The sequence below is a fragment of the Moraxella sp. CTOTU48841 genome, from assembly GCF_032061225.1.
GTDB lineage: Bacteria > Pseudomonadota > Gammaproteobacteria > Pseudomonadales > Moraxellaceae > Faucicola > Faucicola cinerea.
The window spans coordinates 363,765-376,846 of sequence record NZ_DAMBFQ010000001.1 but is presented as its reverse complement, the minus strand read 5'-3'; the positions used below and the strand labels follow the sequence as shown (position 1 = coordinate 376,846).

General features: G+C 42.1%; 12 protein-coding genes. 7 read left to right on the top strand and 5 right to left on the bottom strand.

The genetic code is table 11. The features are described from left to right. Positions 1-58: 58 nt before the first annotated feature. Positions 59-901, bottom strand: a complete 843-nt coding sequence (gene metF, locus RT034_RS01635) for a methylenetetrahydrofolate reductase [NAD(P)H] (protein WP_313013313.1) — start codon at positions 899-901, stop codon at positions 59-61. 168 nt (positions 902-1,069) lie between these two features. Beyond that, a complete protein-coding gene (gene ahcY, locus RT034_RS01630; RefSeq protein WP_309593007.1) occupies positions 1,070-2,458 on the bottom strand; it encodes an adenosylhomocysteinase in 1,389 nt (462 codons plus the stop codon). Positions 2,459-2,935: 477 nt separating this feature from the next. Between ahcY and RT034_RS01625 the strand changes: the two genes are divergently transcribed. Both RT034_RS01625 and RT034_RS01620 read left to right on the top strand, forming a co-directional pair. Further along, positions 2,936-3,745, top strand: coding sequence for a hypothetical protein (locus tag RT034_RS01625; protein ID WP_313012857.1), 810 nt, complete (start codon positions 2,936-2,938; stop codon positions 3,743-3,745). Positions 3,746-3,907: 162 nt separating this feature from the next. Beyond that, the gene (locus RT034_RS01620) at positions 3,908-5,365 is read left to right on the top strand and encodes an alanine/glycine:cation symporter family protein (RefSeq protein ID WP_313013305.1); all 1,458 of its coding nucleotides are present in this window, start codon (positions 3,908-3,910) and stop codon (positions 5,363-5,365) included. Positions 5,366-5,488: 123 nt separating this feature from the next. On the opposite strand, the gene RT034_RS01615 is transcribed toward RT034_RS01620, so the two are convergent. Beyond that, positions 5,489-5,947 (bottom strand): Lrp/AsnC family transcriptional regulator, encoded by a 459-nt coding sequence (locus tag RT034_RS01615; RefSeq protein ID WP_313012854.1) that lies wholly within the window; start codon positions 5,945-5,947, stop codon positions 5,489-5,491. A 164-nt stretch (positions 5,948-6,111) separates the two neighbouring features. On the opposite strand from RT034_RS01615, the gene leuA reads away from it, so the two are divergent. The 5 genes from leuA (at position 6,112) to RT034_RS01590 (ending at position 11,155) form a co-directional block, all read left to right on the top strand. After that, positions 6,112-7,842, top strand: coding sequence for a 2-isopropylmalate synthase (leuA, locus tag RT034_RS01610; RefSeq protein ID WP_313012852.1), 1,731 nt, complete (start codon positions 6,112-6,114; stop codon positions 7,840-7,842). 222 nt (positions 7,843-8,064) lie between these two features. Continuing rightward, a complete protein-coding gene (locus RT034_RS01605; protein ID WP_095355610.1) occupies positions 8,065-8,385 on the top strand; it encodes a YcgL domain-containing protein in 321 nt (106 codons plus the stop codon). Positions 8,386-8,451: 66 nt separating this feature from the next. Then, positions 8,452-8,907, top strand: coding sequence for a resolvase (locus tag RT034_RS01600; RefSeq protein ID WP_313012850.1), 456 nt, complete (start codon positions 8,452-8,454; stop codon positions 8,905-8,907). A gap of 148 nt (positions 8,908-9,055) precedes the next feature. Continuing rightward, a complete protein-coding gene (locus RT034_RS01595; RefSeq protein WP_201664354.1) occupies positions 9,056-9,958 on the top strand; it encodes an AAA family ATPase in 903 nt (300 codons plus the stop codon). A gap of 9 nt (positions 9,959-9,967) precedes the next feature. Continuing rightward, positions 9,968-11,155: a vWA domain-containing protein gene (locus RT034_RS01590; RefSeq protein ID WP_313012846.1), complete on the top strand. Its 1,188-nt coding sequence runs from the start codon at positions 9,968-9,970 to the stop codon at positions 11,153-11,155. Between the two features lie 114 nt (positions 11,156-11,269). On the opposite strand, the gene RT034_RS01585 is transcribed toward RT034_RS01590, so the two are convergent. Then, positions 11,270-11,854, bottom strand: coding sequence for a septal ring lytic transglycosylase RlpA family protein (locus RT034_RS01585; protein ID WP_099833790.1), 585 nt, complete (start codon positions 11,852-11,854; stop codon positions 11,270-11,272). Positions 11,855-12,267: 413 nt separating this feature from the next. Next, on the bottom strand, positions 12,268-13,082 hold an 815-nt coding region (rodA, locus tag RT034_RS01580), incomplete at its 5' end, for a rod shape-determining protein RodA (protein WP_313012843.1).

Here is a 13,082-nt window from a genome sequence, read left to right as displayed (position 1 = left end):
TTAACATCGCCATTGTCATTTTTTTTGCTATCAGATAGTGCTTAAGGTCTATCCTCAATTAAACCAATCCAAGCGCTTCAATCAGTTGTTTATTTGGGCTGACTTGGTTCATGCTGTAAAAATGCATTGACGGCACGCCTTCGGCAATCAAACGCTCACATAGATTGACCACCACTTCAAACCCAAATTGACGAATGGCTTTTTTGTCATCGCCATAGTCGGCAAGCTGTTTACGGATAAAACGTGGAATATCTGCGCCACAGCCATCGGCAAACCGAATCAAATTTGACGCATTGGTGATGGGCATAATGCCTGCGATAATTGGGAACTGATCTTGTGTCACCCCTTTTTTGGCAAGGGCATCCCGCAAATATAGATAGCTGTCAGCGTTGTAGAAAAACTGGGTAATCGCTTCAGTCGCGCCTGCATGGTATTTATTGAGCAAGTTTTGGATATCGGCCTCAAAGCTTTTGGCTTGCGGGTGCATTTCTGGATAAGCAGCGACTTTGATACGAAAATAATCACCGCTATGCTCGCGTATGTATTTAACTAAATCGACAGCAAACGGCAGCTCGCCAAGACCCACCATACCTGATGGTAAATCACCGCGCAGCGCCACCAAGCGATTAATACCTAACGATTTATAATAATCCAATAACTCGCCAATTTTGGCTTTATCATCGCCAATACAGGATAAATGCGGGGTAATGGGCGTGTTACTTTTTTCACTCAGTGCCTTAACAATACCTAAGGTGCGCTCACGGGTTGACCCACCTGCGCCATACGTGACGCTAAAATATTGAGGTTTTAAAGCATTTAATTCATCAAAGGTTGCCAATAATTTGGTTTGACCGTCATCGGTCTTGGTGGGAAAAAACTCAAAAGAAAACGGCGTTGTCATGGCGGTCATAAAAGTATCCAAAATGCTAAAAAAATAGCACCATTATAACGGGTATAACAGTAAAAAAATTGAATTTTTTGGCATAAATATTGAGTTAAACGGCATAAAAAAAGTCATGCACATTGGCATGACTTTGATTGAACCTTTAACAAATAGTATTTTTAGCTATTAGTATTTATAGCTATCAGGTTTGAATGGACCTTCAACTGGCACACCGATATAATCGGCTTGTTGCTGCGTCAATTTAGTCAGTACCCCGTTAAAGCCTGCAACCATCGCTGCTGCCACTTCTTCATCGAGTTTTTTTGGCAATACTTTGACATATAAATTGTCCGCTTTCTTATCCGCAGGCAAATCAGCAAATTTTTCTTTAAATAAATGCATTTGTGCCAATACTTGGTTGGCAAAAGAACCATCCATAATACGTGATGGATGACCTGTGGCATTACCCAAATTGACCAAACGACCTTCCGACAATAAAAGCAAGTAATCGTTTTCATCTTCTGATCGATAGACTTGGTGTACTTGAGGCTTCACTTCCACCCATTTCCAGTTGTCACGCATAAACTGGGTATCAATCTCAGTATCAAAGTGACCAATATTACAAACCACTGCGGTGGCTTTTAAGGCTTTTAACATATCGCTATTACAGACATGGTAGTTACCAGTGGTAGTGACCACCAAGTCAGTATCTTGCATGAGGGTATTGTTGACACCTTTGGCAGGGTCACCTTCCACAAATGGCGAGACCAATTCATAGCCATCCATACAAGCTTGCATACCACAAATCGGATCGGCTTCCGTCACTCGTACTACCATACCTTCTTGCCGTAGGCTTTGCGCAGAACCTTTACCCACATCGCCATAACCGATAACAAGCGCACGACGACCCGCTAAAAGCATATCGGTACCACGTTTGATAGCATCGTTTAGGCTATGACGACAGCCATATTTGTTGTCATTTTTTGATTTGGTCACTGCGTCATTGACATTAATGGCGGGTACTTTTAACGTGCCTGCATTAAGCATTTCAATTAGACGATGTACCCCTGTTGTTGTTTCTTCTGAGATACCGTGAATGTTATCGAGCATTTGCGGGTAGTCGTTATGAATCAGCGCCGTCAAGTCACCGCCATCATCTAAAATAATATTGGCATCCCACAGCTTGCCCGTGGCTTCACCGCCTTCAAAAATCTGCTGGCGAAGACACCATTCGTATTCTTCCTCAGTTTCGCCTTTCCAAGCAAATACAGGAATACCGGCTGCTGCGATGGCGGCAGCGGCATGGTCTTGGGTTGAGAAAATATTACAAGAAGTCCAGCGTACTTCAGCACCCAGTGCCACGAGCGTTTCAATCAATACCGCTGTTTGAATGGTCATGTGGATACAGCCCACAATCTTGGCACCTTTTAAAGGCTGCTCGGCTTGGTAGCGTTGGCGTAAGCCCATCAAAGCAGGCATTTCAGTTTCAGCCAGTTTGATTTCTTTGCGACCGTAGTCAGCAAGGCTAATATCGGCAACTTTATAATCAGAAAAATTTGAATCGGTAGAATTGATAGACAGGGACACTGCGTCCACTCCTTAATAACCAGTAAAAAAAGTTAAAGTAAAAACGCAGATGCCGTTATTTATTTTGGATTTATTTTGGTTAAAATACAAAAAACGAGCCTAGCAAAGACAAGCCAATATAAATTAAGCGAACCTTAAGCTGCAGCATCTCTCGATAGGCGTATTGTAAAAAAAATTAACATAAAAGTCATTCTCTTAATTGCAACATCAACTTAAGTCTTTTAAAAAAGCAACATTTTTGATAAAATATTACACTTCATCCTATGTAATTACATAAACATATAGAAAAGTTATACAAAATTAAAAGACATTGCTGAAAAATTACGTTTTAATATACCTAAGAGAAACGTAACAAAATATGTCAACTAATTTACTTTTTCTTTATATGTCATTCATCGCTTAAAAGTCGTTTAGATTTTTAAGAGAAATGGTAAATTTACCTTATCCTGTCCTTAGGAGATTTATATGAAAGTTTTAAAATTAGCTGCTATTCCTGCTGCTTTAATTGCAACTTCTGCTTTTGCTGAAACTGTAGTGGTTGATCAACAAGTTGTTGCACAGCCTGTTGCCGTATCTACTACCACCTATGACCCAAACGCAGGTGTGGTACAAAATACGACAACTCAATTGGTTTCTGGTACTAGAACATTTTTTGATACCGTAACACATCCTGCCGCTATCAGTGCCGAAGTAGGTACTTTAGGTTATGGTGCCAATATTGGTTGGGCGCTAAACGATAAAACTGAACTTGTAGCTGGTTGGGCTGGCGGTGATATTGGCGATTTAAAAGACACCATCGAAATTGAAGATGTTGAATATGACTTAGAAACAGATTCAAGCAATCCGTATATTGGTGTGAATTTACGTCCAGCTGGAAATTGGTTTACTGTGGGTGTTGGTACCATTTTTGGTGACAATGAAATCACTTTGAAAAAACAAGCAACTGAAACCAAACAAGTTAAAATCAATGGTAACTCTTACTATGGTAACATTGAAGCGTCAGCTGAAAACAAAAACACCATGAACCCATACTTAACTATTGGTTTCCGTCCTAATATCACTAATAACTTTGGTGTATTTGGTGAAATCGGTGCAGCTTATACTGGTGGCTTAAAAGTGACTGATGCTAAAACGCGAGTTCTAGATGCCAATGGTGATGAAATTACAAAATTTGACAATGATCGTTTAAAATCTGACTTACAACAAGATTTGGATGATTCAAATTATTCAGATTGGTACCCAATCGCTAAAATCGGTGCAACTTACCGTTTCTAATTTGTTAGCGTAAGCTTTAGAAAAACGACACTTTTGGTGTCGTTTTTTTTTGCTGAATGATTGCCAAAAGTTTGCTTTATTGATACTATCCGCTATCAATTTTTGAGGCGAGATTTGTTGATGTATAACAAAGATTTAGCTTGCTTGGCGCAAGCAAGTGTGATGGATAGCATTCATTGTAGTGTCAATCTTATCAGTTCACCCATGTGGGATTGGTTGGTGTGGATTTTGATTTGTATTGGTGTGTTTTTTACCGTCATGACAGGGTTTGTTCAATTTCGTTTATTTGGACACAGTGTCAAGAATTTGCTGGCTAGTCGAAGCACCGAACATCACGAGCATAGTGAGAGTATCTCATCGTTTCAAGCGTTTATGACAGGACTGGCGAGTCGTGTCGGCACAGGGAATATCGCAGGGGTTGCTATTGCCGTGAGTGTTGGCGGACCAGGTGCGGTATTTTGGATGTGGTTTATTGCCTTGATTGGGATGGCATCGGCGTTTGCTGAGTCGTCACTGGCACAATTATTTAAGGTGCGAGATGCCAATGGGCATTTTCGGGGTGGGCCTGCTTATTATATCCGTCAGGGTTTAGGGCAAGGTTGGCTAGGTGTGGCATTTGCAGTGAGTCTGATTTTGTGTTTTGGCTTGGTATATAATGCCATTCAAGCCAACACCATCGCCCAAGCGGTACAATCAGCGGTCGGTTGTACGGGCGATAATACCTGTGCCGCATGGGGAACGGGTAAACATGTGGTAGCGATATTGTTGGTTATTATTTCTGCACCGATTATTTTTGGTGGGATAAAACGCGTTGCCACCATTTCAGAAATGCTAGTACCTGTGATGGCAGGGGTATATCTGCTGATGGCGTTGTATATTATTGTGACCAATATCACCATGATTCCGCAGGTATTTAATTTGATTTTGGCCGATGCCTTTACTTTTAATGCGGCAGCGGGTGGGGCGTTAGGCGGTTTGGTATCGCAGTCGATGATGCTTGGGATTAAGCGGGGTTTGTATTCTAACGAAGCAGGTCAAGGCTCTGCCCCCAATGCCGCTGCTGCTGCGGATGTACCTCACCCCGCCACACAAGGACTGATTCAAAGTTTGGGCGTTTTTGTGGATACCATTATTGTCTGTTCTTGCACTGCGTTTATTATTTTATTATCAAAATTACCCACCGCTGATTTGACAGGGATTCAATTGACCCAAGCCGCTTTAGAAAGTCATGTGGGTTCATGGGCACAAATTTTCCTAGCGGTAGTGCTGTTCATGTTCGCTTTTTCGAGTATTATTGGCAACTACGCCTATGCCGAAACCAATGTGCAATATCTTAAAAATCATCCAATGATTTTAAATATATTTCGTATTTTAGTGCTTGCCTTTGTGTATTTTGGTTCTGTGGCTGAAGTGCCTATGGTGTGGGATATGGGTGATTTGATGATGGCGATTATGGCGTACATTAATCTTGTCAGTATCGTCCTGTTGTCAAAATATGTGTTTATTTTGGCAAAAGATTATTCCGCTCAAATCAAATCAGGTGTTAAGCATCCTGTTTTTAACATCAATAAATACCCCGCCATGAAAGCCAAAATCACATCGGGGATTTGGGAAAAATAACGATTAGACAATAAAAAAGCCGTTGGTTATCAATGGCTTTTTTATTGTTTGGCTGGGTATCATAAGCGATACCAACAAATAGTGCGTTTTTTTATAGTTTTTAGCACATGGTTTAACACCCAATCAGATGATTGACTTTTCAAACACTTGCCGTAATTCAAAACTGGTATGCACTTGTGCAATACCTTCAATACGGTTTAGACGATGCAATAAAAATTCTTCATAATGCGCCATATCTTTGACCAAAGCTTTGATAAGATAGTCTTCGCTGCGCCCTGTCACAATACTACAGCTTACCACTTCAGGGAATTCTCGTAGTTTTTTTTCAAAATTGCTAAAGCGTTCTGCTGTATGTTTATCCATGCTAATGGCAATATAGACTGACAGTTGATAACCTAATTTTATAGGGTCGGTGGTGACACTATAACCCGTGATAACACCTGAATCCTCTAATTGTTTGACTCTGCGCGCACAGGGAGTAGGGCTTAAGTTTACGCTTTCTGCCAATTCAAGATTGCTTATGCGTGCATTTTCTCGTAATAGCGCTAATATTTGTCTGTCTATTTTATCTAATGAAGCCATGTTGAATTCTCAATATTAGTGATTTTAACTACACAATATAATTTTATTAGCCACAAATATCAAATGCTATGTATTTTATAGCAAAATTTGGTTACTTCAACTACAAAAAAATGGGTATAATTTCATCATAAAATTTTAAGCAAAATTAAATTTGGAGAATTAGCATGACAATACAACCCAAGAATACGGCGTTTAATCATAAAAAATACCAACCCTTTGCGTTTGCACCAAAGATGACCCAGCGTACTTGGCCCGATAAAACTATCACCAAAGCGCCCATATGGACGTCGGTGGATTTGCGAGATGGTAACCAAGCCTTGATTGAGCCGATGAGCATTGAACAAAAAATGCGCTTCTTTGACTTGTTGGTGCAAGTGGGTTTTAAAGAAATTGAGATTGGTTTTCCCTCAGCAGCGCAGGTCGAGTATGACTTTACCCGCAAATTAATCGAAGGCGGACACGTACCCGACGATGTGACCTTGCAAGTATTGGTGCAGGCACGCGAACATTTGATTCGCCGTACCTTTGAGTCGTTGAAGGGTGCCAAACGTGCCATTGTCCACGTGTATAACTCAACCTCAAAAGTGCAGCGCGAAAAAGTGTATCAAAAAGATTATGATGACATCATTGCGATTGCGGTTGAAGGCGCGACATTGTTGCGTGATTTGGCGAAAGAATACCCTGAAACCGAATGGATTTTTGAATATTCTCCTGAAAGTTTCTCACAAACCGAGGTCGATTTTTCGGTCAAAATCTGTGATGAGGTGTGTAAAGTTTGGCGCCCTGACTTAGGTCAGAAGGTAATCTTTAACTTGCCATCAACAGTAGAGAGCTCAACGCCTAATATTTATGCGGATCAGATTGAATATTTTTGCCAAAACTTACCCATGCGTGAGCATGTGATTGTGAGCCTTCACACCCACAATGACCGTGGCTGTGCCGTGGCTGCCAGTGAGTTGGGTTTGATGGCAGGGGCTGACCGGATTGAAGGCACGCTTTTTGGCAATGGCGAGCGCACAGGCAACATGGACATCATGGTTATGGCGATGAATATGTATAGCCAAGGCGTAGACCCACAGCTTGATTTTAGTAACATGAGCGAAATCGCCCAAGTGGTAAGTGAGTGCAATCAGTTACCGATTCATCCACGCCATCCTTATGTGGGCGAGTTGGTATTTACCGCTTTTAGTGGCTCGCACCAAGATGCCATTAAAAAATCGCTAGATTATAACGAGAAAAATGCCGAAGCTACCCAAGGCTTATGGGATGTGGCATACTTGCCGATTGACCCTGCTCATATCGGACGCGGCTATCAGGATGTTGTACGTATCAATAGCCAGTCAGGGAAAGGCGGTGTTGCTTATATCTTGCAACGTGACTTTGGCTTTCATTTGCCGCGCTGGACGCAAATTGACTTTAGCCGTGTCATTCAGCAAGAAGCCGAAAGCCGTCAGACAGAATTGACATCAGATGATGTTATTAGCGTGTTTGAAGACACCTATTTGAACCAATCTACTTTGGCGTTGCAAGATTATGAAATCAAAAACACCGCTGGCTCAGTGAGCTTTTCAGGCTCTGTACGCATGGGAGATGACATCATAGACGTTGTTGGTAATGGCAATGGTCCGTTGTCTGCCTTTATCAATGCCATCTCTGCCAAATTGAACAAAAATATTCACGTTATCAACTATGCAGAGCATGCATTAACGGTTGAAAGTCAAAGCCCGCTCACCCAAAATAACAGTGATGCCAATGCCGTTGCTTACTTACAGTTGAATATTGAAGGTGAGATTTATTCAGGTATCGGCACTTGCTCAAGCACCGTATCAGCGATGTTAAAAGCCGCATTGTCTGCATTGGCACAAGCGCAGATTGCAGATACTGAGCATCATTAATTAGCTTTTATAAAGCGCAAATTTATCAGTAGCTTTTATCACCAAAAGAGCAATTGCCCTAGTTGCTCTTTTTTTATGGGCTAACATGTGAAATGCCTAGATTAATGGTAAACAGGGCTGATGACAAAAGGCGCTGGTAGCAAAAGTGGTTTAATTCCAGACAAACCATTTTATGGTATGATAGAGGCACTTTAAATTTTACAGTAATAATAGAGTTGTATGATGCATTGCGATATTTATAAATTTAGCAAAAAAGATGACCTGTATGTGTACATTGCTCGTCCAAATTATCCCAATGACACGGACGAGATTCGTGATTGGCTATCGGTGTTGCCCAAGGATTTTCGCCAAGCGATTGGACGCGAAACCTTTGTGATGCATTTGGATTTGGCAAATACGCCAAAGCTTGCACGGGTCAATAAAGCAGAAGTGTTAGAAAAATTACAAAGTCAGGGGTATTTTGTGCAAATGCCGCCTGAAGACGTACTGTTACGCCAAGCAAAATTGAATATGGCAGAAGCGCAGCAGAGCAAGTGGCAATAGCAAAACTTTAACCAAATGAGTTGAATCATGCTAAAATAAGCTATCTATTTTTGGCAAGGCAAAATTATGTTTGCATTTTTATCACTCGACCAAATCGGCAATGTGCTAGGCGAAATCATCATTTGGTGGGCGCAGTTGGTTCAAGGTGTGCCGCCAGATAAATTACCCCTATATGCCTATGTGGGGTTTTCCATTATCGTATTACTGCTTTGGATTTTAGTGGTACGGATTTTGCCAAAAACGCTTGCAGGTTTGAGTTGGATTATTCTATTTGCGATTTTGCTCACGCCCACCACTTCCCTTGGCACCCCGCCTGACATCGCACCAGCGAGTATTTCAGTGGTTTATGGGATTTTACTCAAAGATCCAGCAATTATCTTTAATGGGTTGCTACCAATTATGGTTGTGATTACAGTGGGCTGTATTTTGGGTTTTATTTGGCAAATTATTCGAATGGGTATCGATAAAACCAACAAAAAACATGCGTTAAATAACGCCAATATCAGCCAGCCTAGCCGCTAATTTATGATGGTGATAAGCCAACAAGCTGTTACGGCTTAACTTTTTATAGCTTAATCTTTTACAGCTTAACCTTTTACTTATAGCTTAACTTTCCCTAAAACTTATGATAGTCTGAAACTCATTTTTGACGATTATCATAGGTTTTTTTATGTCTGACCATCAGCCAAATGCTGCCATCCAAAATAGCGTCACCCAAAGCAGTTTTGCAAGCACCGATAGTTATATCGCCACTGACAGCCTAAAGCTTGCCGTCAATGCTGCGATTCGATTGCAAAAACCGTTACTCATCAAAGGGGAACCTGGCACGGGTAAAACGCTACTGGCTGAAGAAGTGGCAAAAAGTTTAGGTATGCCACTGTTAACTTGGCACATCAAATCTACCACCAAAGCCGAACAGGGCTTGTATGAGTACGATGCGGTATCACGCCTGCGCGATAGCCAACTGGGCGATGACCGCGTGTATGATATTGCCAACTATATCAAGGCAGGCAAGCTATGGCAAGCATTTACCAGTCCTGAGCGTGTGGTACTGCTCATTGATGAGATTGATAAAGCGGATATTGAGTTCCCCAACGACTTGCTGCATGAGCTCGATAAGATGTCGTTTTATGTGTATGAAACGGGTGAGACCATTACCGCCGACCATCGTCCCGTCGTTATTATCACGTCAAACAACGAAAAAGAACTGCCTGATGCCTTCTTGCGTCGTTGCTTTTTTCATTATATTGATTTTCCTGACCAAGCAACCATGCGTGAAATTGTGGATGTGCATTTCCCCAATCTACAAGCAGACTTGGTGGATGAAGCGCTCAAGGTGTTCTACGGTCTGCGAGAAGTCAAAGGCTTAAAAAAACCGCCATCCACCTCTGAATTGGTAGATTGGATTAGTTTGCTCATGGCCGATGATTTGCAAGCGGGCAGTCAAAATGCGATTGAGCGTTTGAAAAATCCAAGCGATAACTTACCGCCCATGGCGGGAGCGTTGCTCAAAAATGAAAATGACTTGAGTTTACTTGAACGTATAGGCTTTATGCTGCGTCGTAGTCGATAGGGGATTGGTGTGTTTATCAATCTTTTTTACACCTTACGCACTTATGGCGTGCCAGTTTCCACCCGGGAATTGCTAGATCTTTATGCTTTGCTAGAAACAGGCATTGTGTTTGCCGACCGTGAACAATTCTACGAGCTGATTCGCCTATGTATGGTCAAAGACGAAAAATACTTTGATAAATTTGACCGTGCCATGGCGGATTATTTTGAAGGTATTGATACACTCGACATTGACGAGCTGATGGCAAAATTGGGCAATATCCCCAAAGAATGGCTGGAACTTAAACTTGACCCCAACAATCTCAGCGAAGAAGAGCGGCGCCTACTCAAAAAATATGGTTCGCTTGAAGCACTCATGAAAGCCCTAGAGGAACGCCTAAAAGAACAAAAAGAGCGACACCAAGGCGGTAACAAATGGGTTGGTACAGGCGGCTCATCGCCTTTTGGTGCGTATGGCGACCATCCTGAAGGTATCCGCGTGGGTGGTGAAAGCCGAAAACGCTCAGCGGTCAAGGTGTGGGAGCAGCGCAAATACCGCGATTTGGACACCGATAACCAGTTAGAAACCCGCTCCATGCAGATGGCACTGCGAAAACTGCGTAAATTCGCCCGTGATGGGGCGGCTGATGAGCTAGATATTGGCTCAACCATCAAGAAAACCGCGCAAAAAGGGATGCTCGATGTGCAGCTGCGTCCCGAACGCCGTAATCGTGTCAAAGTGCTCATGCTATTTGATATCGGTGGTAGCATGGATAGCTATATCGAAGCGTGTGAGCGCTTATTTGCCGCCGCTAAAAACGAATTTAAGACGCTTGAATTTTTTTATTTTCATAACTGTGTGTATGAATATGTTTGGACAGAAAATGCCCGCCGTAACGCCAGTGCCGTGCCCACATTGGATGTGCTACACAAATACGGCAGTGATTATCGGGTGATTTTTGTGGGGGATGCAGCAATGTCGCCTTATGAGTTGTTATCTGTCGGCGGCAGCGTTGAGTATATGAGCCAAGATACGGGACAGGCGTGGCTAAAACGTATCACTAACCATTTTGATAAAGTCGCATGGCTCAACCCTGAGACACCAAGCTTCTGGCAATACACCCAGACCATCGGCTTAATCAAAGATATCATGCAAGGTCATATGTACCCGATGACCTTGCATGGTATTGAAGATATGACCAAGTATTTAGCGCGGTAGTATTGTTAAAGCTATTAAAAAAGCATGAATCAATTTCATGCTTTTTTTGTGCTGATAGGCAGCTAGTTTACCTAAAATCTGCTAGTAACCTAGAAGCTGCTAGTTAGCTAAACATTAGTTTGGACCGGCTACACGCTCAATAACGACGTTGCCTGTACCCGTGCTTGCTAAGCCAATTTGTTTGGCGGCGGCATACGATAAATCTAAGACGCGATGGCTTGAGAATGGACCGCGGTCATTGACTTTTACCACAACGCTTTTGCCGTTTGATTTGTTGGTCACTTTGATATAACAGTTCATTGGCAATGAGCGATGGGCAGCCGTCAACGAATTGGAATCAAAAGTATCGCCGCTAGCAGTTTTACGACCTTGAAATTGACGACCATACCAAGAGGCGACACCCGTTTGGCTAAAACGATTGACCGTATTAGATGCAACGGCAGAAAGACGCTCTAACACGTCTGCATCTTTGCTAGCTTGTGAAGTGTCTTGGCTGATAAGTTGGCTTTCTAAGGCAAGGTTGCGAGGTTGACGCGCGGATTTGACTAAGTCTGATGCATTGTTGTGCTGGCGGGTTAACTCATTAAGTACGTGATCTAAATTGCTCGTGGCTGCTTGGGTAGTTGAGCTAAGCGCCGTTACGCCACAAAAGCAAAGTAACGTCGCTACGTTAGCTAAATTCGATTGACGTTTTGACATAATGTCCTCTGAACAATCGCTCTTTACGATGAGCGCCTAATGTTTGGGAGCCAATAAGCCTTTATATGTCATTCATACAAATTGCTTATAAGTCACCACGAAAATTTATTAGATTTAACAATTAGGTTACAAATTTTACTTTGTTTCGGTATGTAATTGTTCAATCTTGATGACCCACAATAAGCAATTACGCGGTTAAAATCACGATTTATTTAGATAAAAGGTATAAAAAAACAGATAAACGGTAAAACTATTAAGTTTTACCATCATAATTATTTAAAAATACTCATAAAAAAGATATCTTTTATGCTAACCATTCTACGTTTTTTACATTTAAAAATACCCAGTTACATAAAGAATTGTTTATAAATAGCCTATTTACAAACGAAAAATTTTTGAAAATAGTCTAAGAGTTATTTAACATTATGCGAGGCAATTGACATTACTAAACCAAATCCTGCCATCAAAGTAATTAACGCGGTACCGCCGTAGCTGATAAATGGTAGAGGAACGCCGACAACTGGCAAAATACCTGCCACCATGCCTGCATTCACAAACACATAGACAAAAAATGACATGGCAATCGCGCCAGAAAGTAATTTGCTATAGACAGCAGTATTGGAGTAAGCGATAAATAAGGCACGGCATAGAATACAAAAATACAGGAACATCAGTAAACTGACACCGATTAAGCCAAACTCCTCAGAAAAAGCCGCAATGATAAAATCGGTGTGACCTTCTGGTAAAAAGTGTAGATGAGATTGTGTGCCTTGCAAGTAGCCTTTACCTGTGAGTCCCCCTGAGCCAATCGCGGTTTTTGATTGCATGATATTCCATCCAGCCCCCAAGGCATCGCTTTCAGGGTCTAGCAAAGTTAGGACGCGTTTGCGCTGGTAGTCGTGTAGCAGGTATTCCCAAGCCACAAAAACAAAAGGAATAAACAGCGCCACCGCAGAGCCAATCATCCACCAAGGTAAACCCGATAAAAACAGCACAAATAAGCCACTAGACGCCACCAATAAAGAGGTACCCAAGTCGGGCTGCTCAGCAATTAGCAGCACGGGAATACCAATCGCCACCAGCGTGATAAGCACTGTCGATAAACTTGGCGGCAAGTCGCGTTTGGATAAAAACCAAGCAGTGAGCATCGGCATACCAAGCTTCATAAACTCTGACGGCTGCACACTACCAAATCCAGGAATATCAATCCAGCGCTGCGCACCCAGAC

Bases quoted from the DNA above. Each gene is read 5' to 3' on its own strand.
- metF (WP_313013313.1), bottom strand. From the start codon at position 901: ATGACAACGCCGTTTTCTTTTGAGTTTTTTCCCACCAAGACCGATGAC.
- RT034_RS01620 (WP_313013305.1), top strand. From the start codon at position 3,908: ATGGATAGCATTCATTGTAGTGTCAATCTTATCAGTTCACCCATGTGG.
- RT034_RS01595 (WP_201664354.1), top strand. From the start codon at position 9,056: ATGTCTGACCATCAGCCAAATGCTGCCATCCAAAATAGCGTCACCCAA.
- RT034_RS01585 (WP_099833790.1), bottom strand. From the start codon at position 11,854: ATGTCAAAACGTCAATCGAATTTAGCTAACGTAGCGACGTTACTTTGC.
- leuA (WP_313012852.1), top strand. From the start codon at position 6,112: ATGACAATACAACCCAAGAATACGGCGTTTAATCATAAAAAATACCAA.
- RT034_RS01600 (WP_313012850.1), top strand. From the start codon at position 8,452: ATGTTTGCATTTTTATCACTCGACCAAATCGGCAATGTGCTAGGCGAA.
- RT034_RS01615 (WP_313012854.1), bottom strand. From the start codon at position 5,947: ATGGCTTCATTAGATAAAATAGACAGACAAATATTAGCGCTATTACGA.
- RT034_RS01605 (WP_095355610.1), top strand. From the start codon at position 8,065: ATGCATTGCGATATTTATAAATTTAGCAAAAAAGATGACCTGTATGTG.
- RT034_RS01625 (WP_313012857.1), top strand. From the start codon at position 2,936: ATGAAAGTTTTAAAATTAGCTGCTATTCCTGCTGCTTTAATTGCAACT.